Source organism: Pseudomonas sp. LBUM1647 (assembly GCF_059716175.1).
This window is the reverse complement of sequence record NZ_CP166809.1, coordinates 5,816,547-5,840,000: the sequence shown is the minus strand read 5'-3', so window position 1 is coordinate 5,840,000 and position 23,454 is coordinate 5,816,547. Positions and strand designations below refer to the sequence as shown.

The window sequence follows — 23,454 nt, the reverse complement described above, 5'->3', positions numbered from 1 at the left end:
ATGGAAGGGCCATCGCTCAACGGATAAAAGGTACTCCGGGGATAACAGGCTGATACCGCCCAAGAGTTCATATCGACGGCGGTGTTTGGCACCTCGATGTCGGCTCATCACATCCTGGGGCTGAAGCCGGTCCCAAGGGTATGGCTGTTCGCCATTTAAAGTGGTACGCGAGCTGGGTTTAGAACGTCGTGAGACAGTTCGGTCCCTATCTGCCGTGGACGTTTGAGATTTGAGAGGGGCTGCTCCTAGTACGAGAGGACCGGAGTGGACGAACCTCTGGTGTTCCGGTTGTCACGCCAGTGGCATTGCCGGGTAGCTATGTTCGGAATAGATAACCGCTGAAAGCATCTAAGCGGGAAACTAGCCTCAAGATGAGATCTCACTGGGACCTTGAGTCCCCTGAAGGGCCGTCGAAGACTACGACGTTGATAGGTTGGGTGTGTAAGCGCTGTGAGGCGTTGAGCTAACCAATACTAATTGCCCGTGAGGCTTGACCATATAACACCCAAGCAATTTGTGAACTCGAAAGAGGCCAGATTGCGGTGTGTGAAGACGAAACGAACCGAAAGTTCGAGATACTCACAAAACACCAAACTATCGCATACCCATTCGCTGGAGCGTGATCCGTAAGGAGAACGACCTGGCTACCGAATTTCTTGACGACCATAGAGCATTGGAACCACCTGATCCCATCCCGAACTCAGCAGTGAAACGATGCATCGCCGATGGTAGTGTGGGGTTTCCCCATGTGAGAGTAGGTCATCGTCAAGATTAAATTTCGAAACCCCTATCTGCGTATGCAGGTAGGGGTTTTGTTTTGCCTGAAGGAAAGTGGCTTTCAGCTAAAGCACAAATTTGCACAGTTATTTTCGATCCATGACACTAGAATAGGTCCAACTTTTTCGGAGCCAGAGCCTTTATGCCAGATCCGGTTGACGCCCCAGGGCTGTCAGAATTACCGCTGGACGACTTGGTAGCGTGTCATGAGTGCGACTTGCTGATGCGCAAGCCCGAACTCGCCCATGGCGAGAAAGCCCTCTGTCCGCGCTGCGGCTACGAGCTCTACGCCCATCGGCATAACGTCGTACAGCGCAGTCTCGCGTTGGTTCTCGCCGCTCTGCTGTTGTATATCCCGGCGAACTTTTTACCCATCATGCAGCTCCATCTACTCGGGCAGTCGTCGGATGACACTGTCTGGACTGGCGTTGTTGGACTGTTCGATACCGGTATGCAGGGCGTAGCAGTCGTAGTGTTTCTCTGCAGTATGGGAATTCCGCTGCTCAAGCTGCTTTGCCAACTGGTTGTACTGCTGAGTATTCGTTTTGATATCGGACGCAGTTACGGCCTGTTGCTCTACCGCATTTATCACCATTTACGCGATTGGGGGATGCTCGAGGTCTACCTCATGGGCGTACTGGTGGCGATCGTCAAACTGGCAGATATGGCAGCAATTACCGTCGGGCTTGGCCTGGCGTGCTTTATCGGTTTGTTGTTGGTTCAGGTCTGGTTGGAGGTTGTGATGTCTCCCCATCAGATCTGGCAGGCTTTATCAGGAGAGGATGCCCATGCGGGCGATTGATGCAGGCATTCTGATTTGCGCCGAATGCCATGAATTGAACAAGCAGGAAGCCGACACCGACGAGCAGACTTGCACCCGTTGCGGTGCACTGGTTCACGCCCGTCGCCCGAACAGCGTGATGCGTACCTGGGCGTTACTGGTTACCGCGGCGGTTCTCTACATCCCGGCCAACGTGCTGCCGATCATGACCGTCAGTTCACTGGGGCAGGGCGATCCCAGCACCATCATGTCCGGTGTAATCCAACTGGTTCAACACGGCATGATTCCAATCGCTGCCGTGGTTTTTATCGCCAGCATCCTGGTACCAACGTTCAAATTGGTGGGCATCGCACTGCTGCTGTTTTCCGTGCAGCGGCGCCAGCCACTGTCGGCTCGCCAACGCATTTGGATGTACCGCTTTATTGAGTTCATTGGCCGCTGGTCGATGCTAGATATTTTTGTGATTGCCATCCTGGTGGCGGTTGTGAATTTCGGACGGCTTGCCAGCGTCGAAGCCAATCTTGGCGCCATCGCTTTCGCCAGTGTGGTGATTCTGACGATGCTTGCCGCAGTAACTTTCGATCCCCGACTGATTTGGGATAACACGGAGTCGGACGACGACCATGACTGATTTGCCTACAGCAAAAACCCGACCGGCCTCGAACTGGTCAGCTATTTGGGTGTTGCCCCTGATTGCCCTGATCATCGGCGGCTGGCTTGGCTGGCGTGCCTACAACGAGACCGGCATCGAGATTCAGGTGCGTTTCGAAAGTGGTGAAGGCATTCAGGCCAACAAGACCGAAGTCGTCTACAAAGGCATGTCGGTGGGTAAGGTGAAGACCCTCAAACTCGATGACGAAGGCAACTCTAAAGGCGTGATCGCCACCGTCGAGATGAATAAGGACGTGGAGCCATACCTGCGGACCAGCACCCGTTTCTGGCTGGTCAAGCCGAGCGTGACCCTGGCCGGCATCACTGGCCTGGAGACGCTGGTCTCGGGTAACTACGTGGCGATAAGCCCGGGCGAAGGTGAGCCGACTCGCAAGTTCAAAGCTTTGGCCGAAGAGCCACCGCTGTCGGACGCCCAGCCGGGTCTACACCTGACCATCAAGGCTGATCGTCTCGGTTCACTCAATCGCGGTAGCCCGGTGTTCTATAAGCAGATCAGGGTCGGCCAGATCAAAAGTTACCTGCTGTCCGAAGACCAAAGCACCGTCGAACTCAAAGTTTTCATCGAACCCACCTACGCCAAGCTGGTGCGCAAACACACGCGTTTCTGGAACGCCAGCGGTATCAGCATCGACGCCAACCTGTCGGGTGTGAAGGTGCGCAGCGAGTCCCTGGCGAGCATCGTCGCCGGCGGTATCGCGTTTGCCACCCCGGAGAACCGCAAGGACAGTCCGCCCACCGACCCGAGCCTGCCGTTCCGTCTCTACGAAGATTTCGATGCAGCGGCGGCCGGTATTCGGGTTAAGGTCAAGCTCAGCGATTTCGAAGGAATGCAGGCGGGTCGCACACCGGTGATGTACAAAGGCATCCAGGTCGGCAATCTGAAAGCGCTCAAGATCGATCCTGATCTATCCAGTGCCACTGCCGAATTGACCCTCGATCCTCTGGCTGAAGATTACCTGGTCGAAGGCACCCAGTTCTGGGTGGTCAAACCGTCGATCTCGCTTGCTGGTATCACCGGTCTCGAAGCGTTGGTCAAAGGTAACTACATCGCCGTGCGTCCAGGAGACAAAGGCGCCGCACCGCAGCGCGAGTTTGTGGCACGACCGAAGGCACCGCCGCTCGACTTGCGTGCACCAGGATTGCACCTGGTGCTGTTCACCGAAAACCTCGGTTCACTGGAGGTCGGCAGCCCGATTCTCTACAAGCAGGTCAAGGTCGGTTCGGTCCAGAGTTATCAGTTTTCGCGCACCAAAAAGCAGTTGGTGATTGGTGTACACATCGAGAAGGAATACGAAGGTCTGGTCAACGCCTCGACACGGTTCTGGAATGCCAGCGGCATTACGCTCACGGGTGGACTGACCGGCGGAATCCAGGTCAAAAGTGAGTCGCTGCAAAGCCTGATGGCTGGTGGTATCGCCTTCGAAACCCCGCAAGCGAATGCGCCGTTGCAGAAACGTATTCCACGTTTCCGTCTGTTCGCCAACCATGACGAGGCTAACCAAAAAGGCACCGTGGTCACGATCAAGGTTGATCGAGCCGATGGCTTACGCAGCGGTACACCTGTGAGATTCAAAGGCCTGGATGTCGGCAAGATTGAAGACGTCGACCTCAGCGATGACCTGCAATCGGTGCTGCTGACGGCACGAATCACCGAAGTGCCGGAGCGTATCGCTCGGGTCGGCAGTCAGTTCTGGGTCGTCAAACCTGAACTGGGTCTGATCAAGACGTCCAACCTCGAAACGCTGGTCACTGGCCAATACATCGAAGTGCAACCGGCCGCGAAAAACCTCGGCCCGCAGAAGAACTTCGTGGCCCTGGCCAACCCGCCGGAAACCGCTAAACAAGAAGCCGGTTTGAGTCTGGTGTTGAGCGCTGCCCGCCGTGGTTCGCTGAAAACAGGTGTGCCGGTCACCTATCGTGAAATCACCGTGGGCAAGGTGACAGGCTATGAACTCGGCCAAACGGCGGACCGTGTGTTGGTGCACATCCTGATCGAGCCGAAGTACGCGCCGTTGGTGCGCAGCGGTACGCGTTTCTGGAACTCCAGTGGTTTTGGATTTGATTACGGCTTGTTCAAAGGGGCGACGATGCGTACCGAATCGCTGGAGACGCTGATTCAGGGCGGCATCGCTTTTGCCACGCCGGACGGTGAGCGCATGGGCAGTCCGGTGCGAGCTGAGCAAACGTTCCCGCTGTTTGATAAGTTCGAAGACGAATGGCTGACCTGGGCGCCGAAGATTTCAATCGGCAAGTAAGCCCAAAACAGCAGGCATGAAAAAGGCCGCGATCCATTGGATCGCGGCCTTTTTTATTTCCTTCGATTAATGCAAGTCAGACTGCATCCAGCTCCGGCTCGTCCGCTTCAACATTAACGGCAGCCTTCACCTCATCGTGACGACGAATGTACTTCCAGTCCGCCTCGTCGATGTAGATCCCGTTCGGGCCGCTGCCGCCTTCCAGGTCAATAGCAACACTGGCACAGACCTGCGGCTTCACACTCGCCAGAATCGGCACGAAGCCCAGTTGCAAGCTGGTTTCCAACAGCGCTGCCTGGTTCTTTTCGTCGATGTCCGCCGCCTCATCGAGGTAGTACGGCAGGCGCACGCGACCGGCCTGGTCACGGTCCATCAAGTGCAGCAACAAGTACATGTTGGTCAGCGCCTTGATGGTCATGGTCGTACCGTTGGAAGCGGCACCATCGATGTCAGTGTGGATAACCGGCTGACCGTTGACCTTGGTGATCTCGAACGCCAGCTCGAACAAGTCCTTGAGGCCGAGCTGGTTGTGGTTCGCCGCCACCAGCCGTGCCAAATACTCCTTGGCTTCTTCGTTCTTGTTGTCCTGATCAGCGCTTTGGCTCAGGTCGAAGACCGAAAGGGTTTCGCCTTCTTCGTACTGACCGGCGCTGTGGATGATCTGGTCGATGTGCTTGAGCGCTTCCTTGTTCGGCGCCAGGACAATACGGAAACTCTGCAGGTTGGAGACCTGACGTTTGTTGATCTCGCGGTTGAACAGTGCCAGTTGATGCTCAAGGCTGTCGTAGTCGCTACGGATGTTACGCAGGGTCCGGGCAATGTCGGTCACCGCCGCACGACGCGCCTTGCCAAGGGTCAGGGCTTCATCGGTACGGTGCGCGTACGCGTTGATCAACAGTTGCAGACGACGCTCCATATCGTCTTCGCTGTCGAACTTGGCCACGCCCTTGAGGCGCACCTGCGCATACAGCGCCTCGATCTGACCATCGCTGCGCTGCAAACCCTGCCAGCTGTCCTGATAGTCATTGAGCAGCGGCAGCAGGTTGTCCATGGAATCGTCGATCGGGTCCATGAACGGCGTGCCGAACGGCAGGTCTGCGGGCAACAGCTGACGGCGGCGCAGGGCGTCGTCGAGGGTGCGTTGCTTGGCTTCCATGTCGCCGATCTGCCGGCCGACCAGTTGCAGTTTGGCCGACAGCTGCTGGACGCGTTCGGTGAAGGCGTCGCTGGAGCGCTTCAACTCGTCCTGCGCCGCTTCCATCTGCGCCAGTTGTTCGAGCTTGTCGCCTTCCTCGGCACTCAGGGTTTGCGCGCGGCGGAAATCTTCCAGCGCTTTCTGCGCATCCAGCACTTGCTGGTACAGCGCTTCGGTCTGGGTCTTGCTCGCGGCGCGGTCGGCGGCCACGGCTTGCTGGGTTTTCAGTTGCTTGAGTTCTTTGTCCAGGCGCTCTTTCTGATCGCGCAACGCCGCGCGATCAGCCAAGGCTTGCAGGGCTGGCGGCTCGATGTGCGAGATGTCGATGGACAGGCCTGGCACTTCGAAGCGCTCGCCCTTGAAGCCGTCGAGAATCAGTTCCATGGATTTGACCCACTGACCGTCCTCGTCCAGCGTAATGCCGTGTTCGCCCAGCGGCAGGCTGAACAACGCGCTGTTGAACAAACGCATCAGACGCTCGACGTCCTGTTGCGAAAACTCCTCGCGCAGACGGGCGTAGCTGTTGTTGTCGGCGTGATCGAGTTGCTGCTTCACCGACTTCAGGCGTTTTTCCAGGTCCCGCAGACGCTCTTCCAGATCTTCGGCGCTGAACTGCCGCGACTGCGCCAGCGCACCGGCCAGTTCGTCGTGCGCGTCCTTGGCCGCGAGCAGTTGCTGCTCAAGGACTTTGACGTCAGTGACCAAGGCGAAGCGATGCTTGAGCACCGACAACTCGCCAAGCCAGCGTTGGATGCCAGTGATTTCCCGCTCCAGACGCATCAGCTCTTGAGTGCCGCCACGCTGATCGTTTTGCAGCGCGTCTTGCTCGTTGCGGTAGTGCTCGGCTTGAATCGTCAGCTCCTCCTTGCGCGCACTGGCGTAGTCGGACCAAGTGCCGAGCAGGGAATCGAGCAGCGGCGAGATCCGGTGCAGTTTGCCGCGCAGGATATTGCGCTGGGTCACGCCTGCCGCAAGGGCTTCGACCAATGGGCCAGCAGTGACCAGCGAGTTGTAGTCCTGTTCCATGCGACGGACATCGCGGAACGCTTCTTCGCACGCGGCGATGTAGTCGACGCTACCTGAACGCAGGCTGTGTTCAAACGCATCGAGAAACAGCTGCTTGAGCTTGGCCGCCGTGATTTCGCGCATGTGCAATAAGTTGATGAACAGTGCGCGGAACGTCTTCAGGCTCTGCTCGCTGGTGGAGCGCAGCGGGATCAGCGTCAGGTCCAGCGGGATCGAGGTGTGACCGCCGACCAGCAAACGACGCAACTCATCCGGCTTGAGTTCATAGGCTTTCAGGCCTTCGCGCTCAAGGTTGGTGAACAATTCTTTCTGACGCAGGCAGGTGTCGTTTTTCTGGTAATGCGCCAGATCCAGTTTGCCGGCGTAGGCAAAGAACTGGTGACCGAAACCACCGCCCGGGCCGCGTCCGACCACGCCGATCACATGAGGACCGTGCGGCAGCGAGACTTCGACCAGGATGTAACTGGTGTCCGAGGCGAAGTAGAAACGACGGGATTGTTCCAGGCTGTACTTGCCGAAACTCATGTCCGACATGCGCGCCAGGATCGGGAACTGCAAGGCGTTGATCGAGGCGGATTTTCCGAGGTTGTTCGCGCCGTAAACCGACAGCGGTTCTTCCAGCGGGAACAGGCCGAGGCTGTAACCGGCGGTGTTCAAAAGGGCGAAGCGGCGAATGCCGTAGCGTTCCTTGCTCATGCGTCGGTCTCCTGTTCTTCGGTAATGGCGCGGGCCATGGCGTCTTCTTCGCTTTCTTCAGCGAAGTCGCTCAGATCCAGTGGGTCATCGGTTTCCAATAGCTTTTCGTCGCTGTCGTCATCGATCAGCACGGGCACCGGCAATGGCAGCACGCTGTGCAGGCTGGCCGCCAGGTCGCGATCCTGCTGGACCGACAGGCAGACATCGAGGAAGCGATGCATCGGCGGCAGGAATCGGTAGATGCCGTTTTCTTCGCCGGCAAAACCGAGTTGGGTCATGCGGCGCATGATTTTTTCTTCGAGTTCTTCGACGGTCTGCACTTCGGCCTGGATAAACAGGTCGCGGTACTTTTCCAGCAACGACGGCAATTCATCGCGGCCGAGGCTGCCACCGTCGAGCACGGCGACTGGATCGCGGCCCTGATCGGCCAGGTGCTCGACGAGGATGAAGGTGAACAGCGCCAGACGTTGCGCGGTCTTGTTCACCGCCGCCGCCGCGAGGTCCGGGACGAAGTAGTAGAAGCCACGGGTGTCACAGACCAACTCATAGCCCAGCGCCTTGAACAGCGTGCGGTACTGATCCTGGAAGTTCGACAGTTGCGCGTACAGCTCCGGGTCGCGGCGGCTGACGTGGTAGCCCTTGAACAGCTCGCGAAAGATCGGCGCCAGCTGGGACAGTTCGTTTAGATCAAGTTGCATGCGAAGTACTTGCATAGAGTGTGCTCGCAGAATCCTCGGCGGCGCAGTCGCCAGCCGAGAGCAGGGCGAAGGAGCGCAGGCTGACCTGATGCTCGTGAGTGTGGTAGTCGCGGCGTTCCAGACGCTCGCGTGTGAAGCGCTTTTCCCGCGACAGGCGCGAGAACCAATAAAGCAATTCGTCGGTAGCGCCATCCGGCTCCTGCTCCAGCAGCCAGGTCATCAGGTCCGGCATCGGCAGAGCCTCTTCGCAACGTTCGAGCATTTCCCGAACCGTGCGTGGCGCGCGCGGCGCTTCGCCTTTCTGAGTCTTGTGGGCCTTGGGGAAGCGCGCCGGTTTCGGCTCGAAACGGGCCAAAGCGTAAACGTAGGCTTCGACCTGACTGGCGCTGCCGAGGAACGTGCTTTGCGGCCGAGTGAACATCGGCATGGCGGCTTGCGGCACCGCATCGATGCCTTTGCGACGAATGGCCGACAAGGCCAGCGCAGCGCCACGGGTCACAGCGTTGTGACGACGGGCTTCTTCACGCAGCGGCAACAGCAGTTCGCGGGCATGGCGCAGCGTCAGCTGGGCGCTGGTCTGCATTTCGAGGATGCGCGCGTGGGTGCGCAGCAGCATGTCGTCATCGACCAGATGGCCGAGGCGCTGCTGCTCGGTGAGCATCTTCAGCAAGACGTTTTCGACCTTGCGCACGCCTTGTTCGAAGGCGCCGTCGGCGTTCACCAGCTGAATCATCGGCTCGACGTATTCGTCCCAGGTCGCCAGTACTTCAGCGTAACGCTGACGCAGGGGGATCTGCCGGTCGCTGGTCTTGGCGCGCTCGGCGACGGCCACCAGGGCCTGTTCGTCGTTGGCGAGTTTTTTCAATACATCCCGTACGCGCATGTCGAGCAGACGCAACTGGCGCGCCAGGTCGTGGCCGTCGCGGATGTCGAAGGCGTCCTGGATATAACCGGCCAGGCGTTCGAGGTGGCGCAAATAGGCTTCGATCTCCAGGCACAGGCCCAGACGGTGCTCACGGCGCAGGTAGGCGAGGAAGTCGTGGATCTGCGCGTTGAGCTCGAAACGGTTCGGGCTTTTCGCCACGGGAACCAGAATGTCGAGGCGGATCCACACGTCCAGCAGGCTGGTGATGTCCTGCGGCGTACTGTCCAGTTGCTGGGCGGCCAACTGTGAACGCAGTTCGTTGAGGCTCAGGGTGCCTTGGTCGAAGTGCTCGCACAGTGGCTCCAGAAGTGCCCAGTGTTCAGCGAGGGCGCGCAAGACGCGCTTGGGTTCGATCATCGGAATGGCCGGCTGGTTGGCGATTAAAAGTCGCGATTGTACTGCATCACGCCCGTTGCGATTCACTCTCGGGACGGACAGTTGGCTTTCTATCGATCAAGCGTGGGCGATCTTGAGCGAAGGGCGGTAGAATCACCGCACTTTAGTTATCCACAAGTGGCCGACCTTTGCTTATCGAGTCCCGTCGCCGCGCTTATTTGACCGCCATGCAGGTGGTCAACTGGCTGCCGCGCACCGAATTGCCCTTTGCTGCGCCCTCGCGCCCCGAACTGCTGGAGATGCCCGAGCCGTTGGTCGTCGCGCCGGTTGCTCCGGTTGCGCCCGCGCCTGTGGCTGATTCGCCCGTGGAACCGCAGGTCAAACCGGCCGAACGGGTGAAAATCGAGGTGCCACGGCCATCGCTGGCCAGCACGCGCACGAATGCCAAGGTTGAAGAAGAGGCCGCTCCGGTTGTGGCCAAGGCGCCAGTCGTGCCGCCACCGCGTTTCGCCCTGCAATTGCTGCGGGCCGGGCGTTGCCTGCTGCTGGTGGAGTTACCCACAGGCGAATCGTTCCAGACCCGCGACCCCGCCTATCTATTGCTCAAAGACATGCTGCGCGCCGCCGGTCTACCGGACAGCCCGCAGATCGTCGGCGAGCCGGTGCGTTGGCCGCTGTTGTCTCGGGGCACCATGGATCAAGGCCCGGAAGCGGCTCGCGACTTCGTGCAAGGTTTTCTCTCGGCCCGACTGGAAGACGCACCGTGCGTCTGCGTGTGGCTGATCGGTCTGCCGGCGGTGCGTTTTGCCGGTGAGGCGAACGCCGAATCCTTCAACCGTGAACTCCAGGTCGAAGGCCTGGGCTCGGTCTGGGCCCTGCCGGGTCTGGAATTATTAATGGAAGAGCCACAGCGTAAGGCTGATGTCTGGCAAGCCATGCGTCGGCTGATGGCGCGCTGGAAAGAATCGAATGAGTGACGCTGTATCGTTCCGCCCGATGACCGAGGCGGACCTGGACGCTGTACTGAAAATCGAATATGCGGCTTACAGCCATCCCTGGACTCGCGGGATTTTTCTCGATGGACTGGGTAAATATCAGATATGGCTGATGTTTGAAGGCCAGCAGCAGGTCGGCCACGGGGTGGTGCAGATCATTCTTGATGAAGCGCATCTGCTGAACATCACCGTCAAACCGGAGAACCAGGGCCGTGGCCTGGGCTTGACGTTGCTGGAGCATTTGATGTCCCGGGCGTATGACGCCAAGGCGCGGGAGTGCTTTCTGGAAGTGCGCGACAGCAACCGTGGCGCGTTCAAGTTGTATGAGCGTTATGGGTTTAACGAGATTGGTCGGCGGCGCGATTACTACCCGGCGGTGGGTGGGCGGGAAGATGCAGTTGTGATGGCCTGCACTTTGGTGGATTAAACCGCGATCCTGTGTAGGAGCTGCCGAAGGCTGCGATCTTTTGATCTTTTGTTGCCGCGACGCAGGAAGATCAAAAGATCGCAGCCTTCGGCAGCTCCTACATTCAGATCCTCTCAGACAGTTAGATCAACGATTACCGTCTATCGGATCGCGTTGCGCCATTTCCGCTTCATCCAACCCATTACCACCGCCAATGTCGTCTTCATCGACAATACTCAAGTCCCAATCGGCCTGTTCGCCTTCGCCGGCTTCATGAGCATCGCGTGCGCCGTCTTCACGGATCAGGGTTTCCGGGCTCATGTCGTCCTCGGTGGACTCATGGTCATCGGTCGAGGCCCCGGTCATACCGGCTTCACGTACGCGTTCCCGAGGCATCAGGCGTTCACGCTCCGCTTGCGTCAGCTCGTCGCCGATTTTGGCGCTGGGTTCTTCCTCGTCGAAATCCAGCTCGTGCATCGAGCCCATGCGGTCTTCGTTGTCGTCGATGGGCTCGGGTTGAACCGCATCGTACGGACGTCGTGATTCAGTCATGGCAATTCCTCATACTGTGGGCCTTACTAGGGTGGACCCACTGGGCTCCTTAGAATTCCACCGGCGATACTTGCATCAAGCGCGTGACCCCGACGGGCGGTTGTCTGTCAAACCAGCGCATCATTCTTGAGGCTTTACAGCATGAACGAATTACAAGATCTGATTGATAACAACGAACGCTGGGCCGAAGCGATCAAACAGGAAGATCCGGATTTCTTCTCCAAGCTGGCCCGTCAGCAAACCCCGGAATACCTATGGATCGGTTGCTCCGACGCCCGGGTGCCGGCGAACGAGATCGTCGGCATGCTGCCCGGCGATCTGTTTGTACACCGCAATGTGGCCAACGTAGTGCTGCACACTGACCTCAACTGCCTGTCGGTGATTCAGTACGCGGTCGACGTGCTGAAGGTCAAACATATCCTCGTTACCGGCCACTACGGCTGCGGCGGCGTCCGCGCCTCAATGCAGGACCGTCAGTTGGGCCTGATTGACGGCTGGCTGCGCTCGATTCGCGATCTCTATTATGAAAAACGCGAAGAACTCGCCAAATTGCCCACTGAAGAAGAGCGGGTCGACCGCCTCTGCGAATACAACGTGATCCAGCAAGTGGCCAACGTCGGGCACACCAGCATTGTGCAAAACGCCTGGCACCGCGGGCAGAGCCTGTCTGTTCACGGCTGCATCTATGGCATCAAGGACGGTCGCTGGAAAAGCCTGAACGCCACCATCAGCGGTTTCGAGCAATTGCCGCCGCAATACCGTCTGCGTCCGGTCGAGGCGTTGTAACGCCCTTCAGCAGAGACTTCGCCGGCGCCAGTGCTGCAGAAACAACTGGCCGTCGGCGTTCGGCGATTCATCGTAGCCGGTGATCCAGCCACGGCAGTCGAACGAGCCACACTGGCAGGCGAACTGACGCATGAGTTTGTCTTCGGTGGTGGCGTAGTCCATCGTCAGTCGGTCGCCTTTTTTGATGTCCTTCAGCGCCCATAGCCACAGCTCGCTCATGTCGAGAAATACGTTTGGGTCGCAGGAGTGTCGCAGCAGCCCGCAGAAGCGCGGGTCGTAGACATGGATGCCACGGGCCAGTTGCCGGGTATGCCGACACCGATAAGGCAGCAGATGCCCCGACGCCCGACAAATTCGGCTGATGCGTGGAAAGTCCCGAAGTACTGCGACGGCTGCCGCCGATCCGTTGGTGTTGTCGATAATCTCGAAGTCGGCCCTGGAGGGGAATCCAAGGCGAACGGGCAGCTCCGCAAATGGATAAATCCCATCGGGAGGTTGTGCAAGCGTCTCGTGCACGGCGTGGGTTTTCATAACGATCCTTGTTGGCTGGGTGCTGCGACCTCCATCAGCTGACGATCCTGTCAGCTCTGCAGCACATGGGAACGACTCAAGCCTCTCGCAAATGAAACGGCGGGTCTACTGTCATAACTGACAGTAGACCCGCCGTTCATCGTTTTACAGAGCCGGGACAGGGATCGCAGTCGCGGGTACCGGGGCTTTCAGCTGTTTGAGCTGAGATTTGATCGGTGCCGTCGCGCACTTGGCCACGGCTTTTTCGGGCGTCAGGTTGCGAATCGAGGTGTAGAACAGCTCGCAGGTTTTTTCTGCCTGGGCCACTTGCCAGGTTTGGGTGCAACTTCTCAGTTCAATGTCGGGATTACTGTCCGGTTGGCGGCCCATGGCGGCCTGCCAGCACGCGGCACTCAAATCCTGGCCCATGACTTTAAGGCCCGCCGCGTCGGCCTTGGCCTGGGCATCGTTGCCGGTATAGCTTTCCGGGTCGGCGGCGTACCAAATGTAGCTTGGGTGGTTGGAACCCAGCACTGGCACTTTCACCCCGTCGCTCGGACTGATGCTGACCAGGCCCAGCACGTTCACGGTTGGCCCGTATTGCTGCTTGATCCAGTTACGCACCGGCGCGCCGAAGGCGACCATCGGCAACGCCGCACCACTGGCGTTCTGGCTGAGTTGCTTGACCATCGTGGTCTGGTAGTCCTTGAAGTAGTCGTAGACGCCTTCCAGATCCTTGCCAGCGTTGGATGGCGCGGCAATCGGTGCAATGTCGATGATGGTCTGGTAACCCGGCGTCTGGTCGTCAGGAATACCGTTGGCGGTCAGCAGCGTGGCCCAACGGTCGGTGGTCTTGGACTCCAGATAGTCTTGGGCCTGGGTCAGCGAATAATCCGGCGGGAAGTGCAACAGTTCAATGCTTTTGCGGTTTTCCAGGGCCATGCCCAGTGGCAGGAACAGATACCAGCTGTAAGCCCACTTGCCATCGGCATTCAACTTGCTGGCGCCGGTATAGGCCAGATCACCGGCATCGAGCAACGCCGCCAACGGTTTTTCATAGCCACGGGGTACGCCGCTGATTTCGGCGTAGAGCTGATCGTTATCGGTTTTGACCAGCACTTTCGCCGCGCTGTAACCATCGCGCTGCACGCTTTGGGTCAGGTAATGCTCAACCGTTTGCTCCAGCGTCCAGTTGCGAAAGCAGATCACGTTGCAGTTGTTGGGATAGGCGAACAGGCGGGTGACGCGTTCGGTACTGCCCAGCTTCAGGTCGACATCGGCATGGGCGGCGGCACTCAGGGTGAGGGCCGCGAGGGTGAATCCTGCGAATTTGAACATGCTCAGATCCTTTTCAGCGTGGTCCCGTTGATTGGGGTACGCGCCATACTGGATCAGCGGCGTTACACAGAACAGTGTTTGCGTGTGGTTTTTTTGCGTAGAGCCTGCTGTGTGTATGTCAGGAACTCTCGGTTATGGAGTCCGGCCCGGGCTTGATGTCTATGGGCCGGACGGAGGTTGAAGCGTTACAACAGCTTTAGTGCCAGATGAGTACCGGCGCGCAAGTACTCGACCTGTGCAAATACGGCATCCTTGACGATGGCTTCTCCTGTATCGGTCAGTTTGGCTTTTTTGGCATCAATGATGGACGTTTGCGTTAATTGCATCACTACATCCATCGCTTTTTGAAGGGCGGTCAGATTGTTGTGCTGGCCAAACTCGCGGACGACAGCGTCCATACGGCGATCTGCATCATCACGCAGCTTTTTATATTCAACGACTGAAACCCTACCGTCCTGATAAATCTCGTTAATCATCTCTTCCAGCGTTTTCGATATTAAAGACATGTGATTGTTCATCCTTGGTCAGTGCTGTTTTGCTTTAAAAAGTTTGTGAGCTGTCGGAGTTTACTCAGCGATTTATAGGTTGGAGATAAGAACTCTCCGGGTTTCATGTCAGGCGCAATCGAGCCTGTTTGTAGGATAAATCTAGGCGTTTGTTTCATGCTCAAGCAGGGCGAACTGATTGCACCTGCCCGCAGCAGGTGCAATCACTTACGTGTTATGGCATCACCGGCGCCGTATACGTCAGCGTCGTCCCCAACGCCCATAGCAGAAACAGCACCAGCGGTGTGTGCACCAGCAGTTGCACGAACGAAAAACCGATCAAGTCCCGCGCCTTCAGCCCGAGCACACCCAGCAGCGGCAGCATGTAGAACGGGTTGATCAGGTTCGGCAGGGCTTCGGCGGCGTTGTAGATCTGCACGGCCCAGCCCAGGTGGTAGTTCAGGTCGGTGGCCACTTGCATGACGTACGGCGCTTCGATGATCCACTTGCCGCCGCCGGACGGGATGAAGAAGCCGAGGATCGCCGAGTACACGCCCATCAGCAGCGCGTAGGTGTCGTGGGACGCGATTTGTACGAAAAAGGTCGAGATGTGGTGAGCCAGCGTCTGAGCGTCAGTCCCTTTGACGGTGGTCATCAGCGCCGCGATCGAGCCGTACAGCGGGAACTGAATCAGTACGCCCGTGGTGGTCGGTACTGCGCGGGACACAGCGTCAAGGAAGCTGCGTGGGCGCCAGTGCAGCAGGGCACCGAGCATGATGAACAGGAAGTTGTAGGTGTTCAGCCCGGAAATAGCACTGATCGCCGGTTTGGTCGAGAACTCGTGGAACAGCCATCCGGCCGCCAGCAGCACCAGCAAAATCGTCAGCAGCGGGCTGTGCTCCAGCCATTCGCCGGGGCGGGTGCGCGGTTGCAATGGCGGCAGGTTGAAGCTCGGATCGATGCCGCAGGCTTTGGCATCACGGGCCGAGTTCGGGCCGGGTGCAGTGGCGTAGGCAATGATCAGCGAGATCACGATCAGCGCCAGCAACATCACACCGGACTGCCAGAGAAAGATCGTTTGCGTGAAAGGAATCACCCCGGTGATCGACAGAATCGACGGCGGCAGGCTGGCCGGGTTGGCCTGCAATTGCGCGGCGGACGAGGACAGGCCCAAGGCCCACACCGCTCCGAGGCCCAGATAGGCGGCGGCACCGGCAGCGCGGTAGTCCATTTTCAGATCGGTGCGGCGGGCGAGGGCGCGCACCAGCAAACCGCCAAACACCAGCGACAGCCCCCAGTTCAGCAGCGAGGCGACCATGGAGATCAACGCAACCCAGGCCACGGCCGAGCGGCCGTTTTTCGGGATCCGCGCCAGCCGGTCGATCAGTTTCACCGCCGGTGGCGAACTGGCAACCACATAGCCGCCGATCACCACGAAAGCCATCTGCATGGTGAACGGGATCAGGCTCCAGAAGCCGTCACCGAAGGCCATGGCGGCGTCGGTGGGTTTGGCGCCCATGAACAGGGTGGCCACGGCGACGATAATCACGGCCAGTGCGGCAAACACCCAGGAGTCGGGGAACCAACGTTCGGCAAAACTTGAGCAGCGCAGGGCAAAGCGGGCAGAGCGGGTATCTTCGATATCAGCGGCCACGGGTGTACCTCGAATTTTTATGTTTGTTGTGGTCTTCAGGACCGCAAAGGCCCGTCTAGACAGGTGCCAACAGTAAAACAATCGGTTCTATTTTGTGACGAAGTTTTACGAATCTAGGACTTTGGTCTAACGGGTTGTCCGTTGGCGCGTTTGCGTAGACCATGGGCGCCTTGGTTTTTTGCCTATGCCAGAGTGCTTTTCATGACTGCCAACACCCACTCGCGCCCGGCGCCGTTCACTCGCTCGGATTACAAGACCCTCGGTCTTGCGGCCCTGGGCGGCGCGCTGGAAATTTACGATTTCATCATTTTCGTATTTTTCGCCCTGACCCTCAGCCAGCTGTTCTTCCCGCCGGAAATGCCCGAGTGGCTGCGACTGCTGCAAAGTTTCGGGATCTTCGTGACCGGTTACTTGGCGCGGCCGTTGGGCGGGATTCTGATGGCGCATTTCGCCGATCGACTGGGCCGCAAGAAAGTTTTCAGCCTGAGCATCCTGATGATGGCGCTGCCGTGCCTGCTGATCGGCATCATGCCGACCTACGCGCAGATCGGTTATTTCGCACCGCTGCTGCTGTTGATCCTGCGAATCCTCCAGGGCGCGGCGGTAGGCGGCGAAGTGCCGAGTGCCTGGGTGTTCGTCGCCGAGCATGCACCGGCCGGGCATCGCGGTTATGCCCTCGGTTTCCTGCAGGCCGGGCTGACCTTTGGCTACCTGATCGGTGCACTGACGGCGACGTTTCTGGCGCAGGCGTTCACCCCGGCAGAAATCCTTGATTACGCCTGGCGTTACCCGTTCCTGCTGGGCGGCGTGTTCGGCGTCATCGGCGTCTGGCTACGTCGCTGGCTCAGCGAAACCCCGGTGTTCATGGCCATGCAGGCACAACGTGATGCGACCGTCGAGCTGCCGCTGCGCACGGTCTTGCGTGAGCATCGCCTGGCCATGCTGCCGGCAATGATCCTCACCTGCGTACTGACCTCGGCGGTGGTGGTGTTCGTGGTGATCACCCCGACCATGATGCAGAAAACCTTCGGTATGACCGCCAGCCACACCTTCGCCCTGAGTGCCTTGGGCATTGTCTTTCTGAATATCGGCTGTGTACTCGCCGGGCTGCTGGTCGACCGCATGGGCGCCTGGCGCACGGTGATGCTTTATAGCCTGCTGCTGCCATTGGGCATCGGTGTGCTCTATACCTGCCTGATCATCGGTGGCAGCTGGATCGGCTTGGCGTACGCGGTGGCCGGTCTCGGTTGCGGGGTGGTCGGCGCGGTGCCGTCGGTGATGGTCAGCCTGTTCCCGGCGCGGATTCGTGTCTCGGGGATTTCCTTCACCTACAACATTGCCTACGCCGTCTGGGCGAGTATCACACCGTTGTTGCTGATCGGACTGATGCCGTGGAGCCCATGGATCTGCGTGATCTTCTGCGCAGTGATGGGGGCTGTGGGTGTGAGCAGTGCGGCGTATTTCGGTGCACGCATGCCTAATGTCGGGAGCCGCAGCGCGGCTCCCTGCGCTCAGTGACAGTCGGTGTGTTTCAGTCGTTAACCAGGCACCAGATCTGATTGGTCAGGGGACAATCGGATATCCCTTCCACCGGCAGCACAGATAGGTCATAGGCTCTGAGCCTGCTTAACGGATCCGTCCTACACAAAACATCGATTTTCCTGACTTCACCAATTTGTAGATCCACGCAAAGTCCCGTGTCTTTAACAGACACAGGGACATGTGGATGCACACTGCTGCCAACCCAGTCATTTTCAGATGCGACGCTGATTTTTCCTGCGACATTCAGGTACTCAATCAGCCCGCGCGCATCACCCCAACGCTCGATACACCATCGCTGCAATCCCCCGGCGAGCGCGTGGCGCTGGCCGCTGACCTGGCCCACCGCTCGGCCAGCCAACGGGGGCGCCCATGACTCACCCTGCCGACCTCGCGGCGGCCGCCGCGTCCAAATCGCCCATTGGCTCCCTCGGCGCCTGCCCCTTGCGCCAAACCCACGTGCAACTGCTGCCCTTGCGTTACGGACTGGTGGAAAAGCCCGTCGACCCAAGTGCCGAACTGAAGCTGCCGTACGCCCTGACGACCCGCCCGCTGGGCATTCGCATGCTGCGCGATGGCTGGTTGTATGTCATCGACAGCGTGACCGGCCACCTGCACGAATATCGCGTGCTCGACGGACTGGTCAGCGCCTTGCTGCACAAGGGCGCCAAGGTCGACAGCGATCAGCGCACGCCCATCGAAGAGCGTCCGGCACTGGTGTTTTCACGGCGCAGCACCCTGCATGTGACCTTCGCCGAAGTGCAATGGACGGCGGCCAAATGCATGCAAGTGCTCGACAGCCGCGCCGAGCGTGATCACTTCATGCAAGCCGTCGATCTCGGCCCGGTGCATTGCCAAACCGGCGGCGAGCATCTGCTGACGGTCGCGCAAGGCAAGCAGTGGCTGGCGGAGATTGCGACCGATCCGGCCCAGCAGGCGCAAGCCGCCCAAGACCGCGCTGAACAGGAAGCCGAGTCGCCGCCGGACGCCGTTCTGTTGCCGACGGTGCACGTCAGCGATGCCCCCGCGCACGAACGTGAACCCTATCTGTGGGAGCAGCCGCGGCGCTTTCGCGAGGCGCACATTGGCGAGTTTCTCGGGCGGGTGCGCCCGGCTTATCAGGACGACACGCTGTTCCTCGTGGTGCACGACGATCTCGGCGTGCTGCGCGATCTGGCCGAGTATCAAGATACCGTGGCCGGTTGGGTCGACGATTGGAGCAATGCCGACCACAACGAACGTGATTACCTGCTGGCGTGTTACATCGAATCCCTGAGCCAGCTCAGTCCCGCGGATATCGGCAATCTGGCCGACGCCAGCAACGATCCGCGAGTCCAGGCGCTTTTTGGCGATCTGGAACAGTTGCCCGAGCCGGATCGGGAGCCCACTCGCAAAGCTTTGCTCGACTACCTGAACAAGGGCGGCAAGGTCGCGCCGCTGGACGCTCCCGTGCCCCCGGAACTGGAGCGGGCGCGTAAAGAAGCGCATGCCGAAGCGTTCAAACTCGCCAAGTACCAAGGCGCCACACCCGACTTCACCGCCCACAGCCGCGCCAGTGACGAGGCAGACCGCCGTTATTACGCGCGCCAACATTTCAAGGTCGCGCCCGACGATTTCGTCGAGCGTCACCTCGATACCTTGGTAAAACTCGGCCAAGAGCAAAACAAACGCATCATCGATGTGCTTGAAGGCTCCAGTTTCAGTGGCAAACGCGGGGTCAACGATTTCATCGACCGGCCGACCATGGACAGCGCACTGTTTCAGCACCGCGACGACCTTGGCCGCTGGAACCGCTTGCTCGAGCGCATCACCGCCGACCGCACCATGCTGGTAGGTGCCGGTCACTTCCATCGCTCGGCCTGGTATTACGACGCGCAGGATCAACAGCAACTCCACCAGGCCTTCACCGCCGAATACGCCTGCCTCAAAGACATCTGCCGCAGCGACCACGCCAGCGAAACCCTCCTCGGTTATCTGGAGAAACACCCCGAACTGACCCGGCCCCTGTTCTACACCTTGCCCCTGCGCCTCCAGCCGGAACGGGCCGCGCAATACGCCACGTTGTTCAACGCCGGCATGGGGGTGTTCAACAACCTGCCGCACTGGTTGGGCGAGTTACAGAAAATCGAACAGCCGCACCTGCCGGCGCTCGACGACTTGCCCGAGCACACCCGCGCCGTTGCCGACGCGGCCCAGCACAGCCTCAGCCCGGCGCTGAACCTGGGCCTGAGCCGGGCGCTGGAAGGGTTCGATCTGGCGGCAGAGAAAATCCCCGACCTTGACGAACTGTTCCGGCGCCTGCCCAAGGCCTTGTCGGGGCGGCTACTCGATGCGGCGAAAACCACCGGGGTGACCTTTACTGTCGCCAGCCCGGCGGAACATGCGGCGCTGCAAACCAACCTCAAGGAACTGCTGAGGGAACGCGATTACCTGAAAACCCTGACTCGTGAACGTAGCCAGATCACCCACAACAAAAACCGCCAAGGGCATAAAACGCCGAGGGCGGTGGAATTGCAGGGCGAGATCGTTCGAGTGCGCGGGCAGTTGACGCAACTGGAAGGCCGGCTCGCCGGGGCGCTGAGTCCAATTGCGGAACTGCCGGATCAGTCGGCTCGCCTGTATGGTGCAACGCCGGCTCGGGCGGGGGTGACGGTGGTGTTTCCACCGGCGCAGCAGTTGGAGGTGCGGAGTTTGTTGAAGGATATTCGGTTGGGGGTTAGCTCGGTGCCGAATGGGAAGTTGATTCGAAGTGAGGGGATGGGGTTGTTGGTGTTTTTGGTGCAGGGGGTGAATTTGGTTTCGGTCATAAGGGAGACGTTTGGCCAATCGCGGGATCAGCGTAAGTTGGGGCCGTTGATTGGTGCGAGTTTTACGACTGGGGCGGCGGGATTCACCGCGGCGCAAAGTCTTTCCGATACCGCGTTGAAGGCACGCAGCGCCGCACTCGTCGCGGGTCTTCAACACCACGCTTTGCAGAATGTGCATGTGCAGATGGGCAAGCTGCATGTTGGACTGGGCATCTTCACCTACGGTTTTGGTTTTGCATCTTCAATGGTCAGCCTCATCAACCACCACCAGAACTGGCAACAGGCGACACGTAGCGGGAATGCGGCAGCACAGAATAGTGCAGCGCTCGCGACAGCGGGGGCGGCCGGCATGACGACCGTCAATGCCTATGGCTTAGGTCATACCTTACACGCGGGCTATACCGTAGCGATTGCCAGAAACGCTGCAGCAAGAACAGCTGCTTGGGCTGCTGCGGGGACAAGGCTATCCACCGTATTCTTCCGGTTCAATCTGGCCGGTGCCCTATTCACCATTTTGGAATTGGGCGGAACCTGGCTGTACAACCGCTACAACATCAGCGCTCACGATAAGTGGCTGAAAACCACACCCTGGAGCTTGGACGCCGATCATCGTGGCGACCATACCCTGGATGAATATCAGCGTTATCTGGCCTATTTGCTTCACGCCCCGTATGCGCAACTGGGTCCGAACAAGCATGACTCATGGCTGAAAGACCTGCTGTTAAAGGCCAAGCCCAAAGACATCCATCTGGTGCTGCCAGGGCTCAAACTCAATGATTTTCAGCCGCCCCTGAGCGGTCAACCGGCTCATCGCCTGGGGATCGGCGCCCACCGTCTTTCCGTTCCCCTCCACGGTCGTGGAGTACCGCGCGAGCGCAAGGACGTCATCAGTGAGGAAGTGGCGAACAGCCTGCGCATCGTACAAACAGGGTCAGATCGGTTGGTGTTATGCCTGCAATACCCGCTGGACCTTGATGCTGAATTTACCCCAGCGTCCGAAACACTGGAGTTGGCGGTCTGTATCCAGACCTTGAACGCCAACGGCGCGTGGGTTTCTCGCATTCGGGTCATTCGCCTGAACCCTCGGACCGAAGGCCATTTCCCTGCACTACCTTCTAACTCCGTTACCGAGCATCCGCCGCTGTTGCTGGTTGAAACCCATCTGCTGGAGTTGGCCGACCATGCCGCACAACTTTGATAATCCGATGCCTGCGCCGCACCTTGAACAACCCCGAAAAGCGGGAGATATAGAACCGTTTCCCAGTGGGACGATTACCTACCTTGCACCGTTGCCACTGCCGACAGCGTTACCACCACATGGTCCACATATCGGGGAGCTAAATGAGGTGTATATGGATTTCGGGTTGGGATCACCGCAAGTCTTTATGTGGCAGATGACACTAGGTGGACCATTCAGTGTTGCCTTCATGATCACGTTCCTAATCCCGCCAGCAATTGGCTGCATGGGCCTTATGTTCGGATATGACTTCGCATACACATGGGAATTTGTCATTGATTTATTCTTCGCCATCTATGGATATGCCTTAGTTACCGGATTATCCATGCTGGCAATCGGCCTCGGCGTCTGGCACCACAACCACAAAAAACGCCTCCACATCATCCCAACCCGCTTCAACCGCCAACGCCGCGAAGTCTGCTTCATGCCCGAAGACGCCACCGAACCGCTCTTCGTCCCTTGGGAATCCCTATCCGCCTGGGTCATCGAAGCCCAAGGCGCGACCCAATACGGCATCCACCGCCAGTACGGCATGGGCATCGGTTTCCAGCACGGCGAGACCCTGACCAGCGTCGAATTTCCCTGCTTCGGTCTTTCCCTGGCCATCAGCCACTGGGAAGCGATCCGCGGCTACATGGAATACGAAGTCAACGACCTCAAATCCATTCAGGACCCGCTAGACCTGCAAGGCCCGAACGACCCGCCCTACGAAGGACTGCATACCTTCCACAACGCTCGAGCCCGTATGCATCAGCAAATCCGCGACGGCCAACGTGGTCGGGTATCAGGCTTCTTCTGGTACCTGTACCACGTCATGACCCTGTGGACGATTCCCAACCACCTGACCGAATGGGAAATCCGCCGCCTCCAGAAACTGGGCCCGCAGGCCATGCCCGAAATCATGCGCCAATGGTCCGAGCCATTACCAAAGGAACAATGGACCAAGCCGAGCGAAGAACTGCTGCGCCTCAGCGCACAGGTTCGCGCCCTGCACAAACGTCAGCCGCGACGACCGATTACCGAGATTTTTGCCGAGGTGCAGCGTTTAGATCCGACCGATAAACGCCGCGCATGAGGTGGTTTTCCAACGTAACCTCGGTTATCTGGAGAAACCTGTGGCGAAGGCGCAAGCTCCCTTGCCACAAGGCAGACGCCTACAGACCACTCACGCACCGACTTCCCGCGTAGCGGGGGAGCGGAAAAAAGAATGGGCACGCCAACCAGGTTGAGTGCCCATTTTTTTATGGGGTGACGGATTAGATGACGCGGCTTTATTGCTTGGCGAAAATCGCCGCCATCTCCGGCTCATCCAGATGATCCAGCATTCGCTCCACTAACAAATGCACGCCGTCAGCCATGCGACTGAGCGCCAGGGCTACGGAGCGGCGGGAACCGTCCACATCATCGGCGAGGTTGGCGGCGATGGCGCTGATGGACAGCAAATCTTCCGAGGCATTGGCGAGAAGGGTTTCAGGGTTGATACCCGGGCAGACGCTGAAGAGCTGGCCGTTGCGTTTTGGTGGTTTGGGGTCGGCTGGCGGGAAGTGATGGTCGAGGGCGCGCTCGGCGGCTTCGTTGAGTTTGTTTGAATCGGGGCTTTCGTAGGGAGAGACCGGATCGGTGTCGGGTGGGTTGGGTGTGACCTTGAACATGGTAACTTTCCTATAGTAGGGCCGTGACCATCTCGCGACTAAACGAAAAGGAGGCGGCTGTGCGCAAGTTAGTCGACCGGTAAAGCCACCAAAACCCGGCGCGCCCGAAAGCGCCATGCGCACAGCCACCAT

General features: G+C 59.0%; 19 protein-coding genes and 2 rRNA genes (1 of these 21 cut by a window edge). 12 read left to right on the top strand and 9 right to left on the bottom strand.

The window, feature by feature from the left end:
• The 5 genes from ACA059_RS26955 to ACA059_RS26935 form a co-directional block, all read left to right on the top strand.
• Window positions 1–498, top strand: a 23S ribosomal RNA gene (locus ACA059_RS26955) (it extends 2,394 nt beyond the left edge of the window).
• Between the two features lie 157 nt (window positions 499–655).
• Window positions 656–771: ribosomal RNA gene (rrf, locus tag ACA059_RS26950) — 5S ribosomal RNA — on the top strand.
• Between the two features lie 148 nt (window positions 772–919).
• Window positions 920–1,579: a paraquat-inducible protein A gene (locus tag ACA059_RS26945; RefSeq protein ID WP_201185643.1), complete on the top strand. Its 660-nt coding sequence runs from the start codon at window positions 920–922 to the stop codon at window positions 1,577–1,579.
• The gene (locus ACA059_RS26940; RefSeq protein ID WP_497631600.1) at window positions 1,566–2,189 is read left to right on the top strand and encodes a paraquat-inducible protein A; all 624 of its coding nucleotides are present in this window, start codon (window positions 1,566–1,568) and stop codon (window positions 2,187–2,189) included. Before ACA059_RS26945 ends, ACA059_RS26940 begins: the two co-directional genes overlap by 14 nt.
• A complete protein-coding gene (locus tag ACA059_RS26935; protein ID WP_497631599.1) occupies window positions 2,182–4,485 on the top strand; it encodes a PqiB family protein in 2,304 nt (767 codons plus the stop codon). Before ACA059_RS26940 ends, ACA059_RS26935 begins: the two co-directional genes overlap by 8 nt.
• Window positions 4,486–4,561: 76 nt before the next feature.
• On the opposite strand, the gene mksF is transcribed toward ACA059_RS26935, so the two are convergent.
• The 3 genes from mksF to mksB are packed head-to-tail and all read right to left on the bottom strand — an operon-like array spanning window position 4,562 to window position 9,382.
• Complete coding sequence (mksF, locus tag ACA059_RS26930; protein WP_192406166.1) at window positions 4,562–7,402, bottom strand: Mks condensin complex protein MksF; 2,841 nt, start codon at window positions 7,400–7,402, stop codon at window positions 4,562–4,564.
• A complete protein-coding gene (gene mksE, locus ACA059_RS26925; protein ID WP_497631598.1) occupies window positions 7,399–8,100 on the bottom strand; it encodes an Mks condensin complex protein MksE in 702 nt (233 codons plus the stop codon). The genes mksF and mksE overlap by 4 nt, the downstream gene beginning before the upstream one ends.
• The gene (mksB, locus tag ACA059_RS26920) at window positions 8,090–9,382 is read right to left on the bottom strand and encodes an Mks condensin complex protein MksB (protein ID WP_497631597.1); all 1,293 of its coding nucleotides are present in this window, start codon (window positions 9,380–9,382) and stop codon (window positions 8,090–8,092) included. The genes mksE and mksB overlap by 11 nt, the downstream gene beginning before the upstream one ends.
• A 206-nt stretch (window positions 9,383–9,588) precedes the next feature.
• On the opposite strand from mksB, the gene ACA059_RS26915 reads away from it, so the two are divergent.
• Window positions 9,589–10,338 (top strand): energy transducer TonB, encoded by a 750-nt coding sequence (locus tag ACA059_RS26915; RefSeq protein WP_497634738.1) that lies wholly within the window; start codon window positions 9,589–9,591, stop codon window positions 10,336–10,338.
• The gene (gene rimI, locus ACA059_RS26910; protein WP_008145534.1) at window positions 10,331–10,783 is read left to right on the top strand and encodes a ribosomal protein S18-alanine N-acetyltransferase; all 453 of its coding nucleotides are present in this window, start codon (window positions 10,331–10,333) and stop codon (window positions 10,781–10,783) included. The genes ACA059_RS26915 and rimI overlap by 8 nt, the downstream gene beginning before the upstream one ends.
• A gap of 126 nt (window positions 10,784–10,909) precedes the next feature.
• Here rimI and ACA059_RS26905 read toward each other — a convergent pair whose 3' ends face one another.
• Window positions 10,910–11,314, bottom strand: a complete 405-nt coding sequence (locus ACA059_RS26905; protein WP_497631596.1) for a serine kinase/phosphatase — start codon at window positions 11,312–11,314, stop codon at window positions 10,910–10,912.
• A gap of 141 nt (window positions 11,315–11,455) precedes the next feature.
• On the opposite strand from ACA059_RS26905, the gene can reads away from it, so the two are divergent.
• Window positions 11,456–12,100: a carbonate dehydratase gene (gene can / locus ACA059_RS26900; RefSeq protein ID WP_415771408.1), complete on the top strand. Its 645-nt coding sequence runs from the start codon at window positions 11,456–11,458 to the stop codon at window positions 12,098–12,100.
• 6 nt (window positions 12,101–12,106) lie between these two features.
• On the opposite strand, the gene ACA059_RS26895 is transcribed toward can, so the two are convergent.
• From ACA059_RS26895 to ACA059_RS26880, 4 genes are all read right to left on the bottom strand, one after another.
• Window positions 12,107–12,631 (bottom strand): SET domain-containing protein-lysine N-methyltransferase, encoded by a 525-nt coding sequence (locus ACA059_RS26895; RefSeq protein WP_497631595.1) that lies wholly within the window; start codon window positions 12,629–12,631, stop codon window positions 12,107–12,109.
• 144 nt (window positions 12,632–12,775) lie between these two features.
• A complete protein-coding gene (locus ACA059_RS26890; RefSeq protein ID WP_497631594.1) occupies window positions 12,776–13,948 on the bottom strand; it encodes a hypothetical protein in 1,173 nt (390 codons plus the stop codon).
• A 185-nt stretch (window positions 13,949–14,133) separates the two neighbouring features.
• Window positions 14,134–14,454 (bottom strand): hypothetical protein, encoded by a 321-nt coding sequence (locus ACA059_RS26885; RefSeq protein ID WP_008153466.1) that lies wholly within the window; start codon window positions 14,452–14,454, stop codon window positions 14,134–14,136.
• A gap of 214 nt (window positions 14,455–14,668) precedes the next feature.
• Window positions 14,669–16,087 carry a short-chain fatty acid transporter gene (locus ACA059_RS26880; RefSeq protein ID WP_033061219.1) on the bottom strand — a complete coding sequence of 473 codons (1,419 nt, stop codon included), beginning with the start codon at window positions 16,085–16,087 and terminating at the stop codon, window positions 14,669–14,671.
• A gap of 201 nt (window positions 16,088–16,288) precedes the next feature.
• Here ACA059_RS26880 and ACA059_RS26875 point away from each other — a divergent pair, with 201 nt between their 5' ends.
• The 4 genes from ACA059_RS26875 (at window position 16,289) to ACA059_RS26860 (ending at window position 22,745) form a co-directional block, all read left to right on the top strand.
• Window positions 16,289–17,605: an MFS transporter gene (locus ACA059_RS26875; RefSeq protein ID WP_497631593.1), complete on the top strand. Its 1,317-nt coding sequence runs from the start codon at window positions 16,289–16,291 to the stop codon at window positions 17,603–17,605.
• 208 nt (window positions 17,606–17,813) lie between these two features.
• On the top strand, window positions 17,814–18,002 hold the full coding sequence (locus ACA059_RS26870; RefSeq protein ID WP_497631592.1) for a hypothetical protein: 189 nt from the start codon (window positions 17,814–17,816) through the stop codon (window positions 18,000–18,002).
• Window positions 17,999–21,631 carry a toxin VasX gene (locus ACA059_RS26865; RefSeq protein WP_497631591.1) on the top strand — a complete coding sequence of 1,211 codons (3,633 nt, stop codon included), beginning with the start codon at window positions 17,999–18,001 and terminating at the stop codon, window positions 21,629–21,631. Before ACA059_RS26870 ends, ACA059_RS26865 begins: the two co-directional genes overlap by 4 nt.
• 364 nt (window positions 21,632–21,995) lie before the next feature.
• Window positions 21,996–22,745: a hypothetical protein gene (locus tag ACA059_RS26860; RefSeq protein WP_497631590.1), complete on the top strand. Its 750-nt coding sequence runs from the start codon at window positions 21,996–21,998 to the stop codon at window positions 22,743–22,745.
• A 196-nt stretch (window positions 22,746–22,941) separates the two neighbouring features.
• Here the strand turns inward: ACA059_RS26860 and ACA059_RS26855 are convergent, their stop codons facing one another.
• The gene (locus ACA059_RS26855) at window positions 22,942–23,322 is read right to left on the bottom strand and encodes a DUF6124 family protein (RefSeq protein WP_497631589.1); all 381 of its coding nucleotides are present in this window, start codon (window positions 23,320–23,322) and stop codon (window positions 22,942–22,944) included.
• Window positions 23,323–23,454: the final 132 nt, after the last annotated feature.

Excerpts from the sequence above, each read along its gene's own strand:
- ACA059_RS26945 (WP_201185643.1), top strand. The coding sequence starts at position 920 with ATGCCAGATCCGGTTGACGCCCCAGGGCTGTCAGAATTACCGCTGGAC.
- ACA059_RS26940 (WP_497631600.1), top strand. The coding sequence starts at position 1,566 with ATGCGGGCGATTGATGCAGGCATTCTGATTTGCGCCGAATGCCATGAA.
- ACA059_RS26935 (WP_497631599.1), top strand. The coding sequence starts at position 2,182 with ATGACTGATTTGCCTACAGCAAAAACCCGACCGGCCTCGAACTGGTCA.
- mksF (WP_192406166.1), bottom strand. The coding sequence starts at position 7,402 with ATGAGCAAGGAACGCTACGGCATTCGCCGCTTCGCCCTTTTGAACACC.
- mksE (WP_497631598.1), bottom strand. The coding sequence starts at position 8,100 with ATGCAACTTGATCTAAACGAACTGTCCCAGCTGGCGCCGATCTTTCGC.
- mksB (WP_497631597.1), bottom strand. The coding sequence starts at position 9,382 with ATGATCGAACCCAAGCGCGTCTTGCGCGCCCTCGCTGAACACTGGGCA.
- ACA059_RS26915 (WP_497634738.1), top strand. The coding sequence starts at position 9,589 with ATGCAGGTGGTCAACTGGCTGCCGCGCACCGAATTGCCCTTTGCTGCG.
- rimI (WP_008145534.1), top strand. The coding sequence starts at position 10,331 with ATGAGTGACGCTGTATCGTTCCGCCCGATGACCGAGGCGGACCTGGAC.
- ACA059_RS26905 (WP_497631596.1), bottom strand. The coding sequence starts at position 11,314 with ATGACTGAATCACGACGTCCGTACGATGCGGTTCAACCCGAGCCCATC.
- can (WP_415771408.1), top strand. The coding sequence starts at position 11,456 with ATGAACGAATTACAAGATCTGATTGATAACAACGAACGCTGGGCCGAA.
- ACA059_RS26895 (WP_497631595.1), bottom strand. The coding sequence starts at position 12,631 with ATGAAAACCCACGCCGTGCACGAGACGCTTGCACAACCTCCCGATGGG.
- ACA059_RS26890 (WP_497631594.1), bottom strand. The coding sequence starts at position 13,948 with ATGTTCAAATTCGCAGGATTCACCCTCGCGGCCCTCACCCTGAGTGCC.
- ACA059_RS26885 (WP_008153466.1), bottom strand. The coding sequence starts at position 14,454 with ATGTCTTTAATATCGAAAACGCTGGAAGAGATGATTAACGAGATTTAT.
- ACA059_RS26875 (WP_497631593.1), top strand. The coding sequence starts at position 16,289 with ATGACTGCCAACACCCACTCGCGCCCGGCGCCGTTCACTCGCTCGGAT.
- ACA059_RS26870 (WP_497631592.1), top strand. The coding sequence starts at position 17,814 with ATGCACACTGCTGCCAACCCAGTCATTTTCAGATGCGACGCTGATTTT.
- ACA059_RS26865 (WP_497631591.1), top strand. The coding sequence starts at position 17,999 with ATGACTCACCCTGCCGACCTCGCGGCGGCCGCCGCGTCCAAATCGCCC.
- ACA059_RS26860 (WP_497631590.1), top strand. The coding sequence starts at position 21,996 with ATGCTGGCAATCGGCCTCGGCGTCTGGCACCACAACCACAAAAAACGC.
- ACA059_RS26855 (WP_497631589.1), bottom strand. The coding sequence starts at position 23,322 with ATGTTCAAGGTCACACCCAACCCACCCGACACCGATCCGGTCTCTCCC.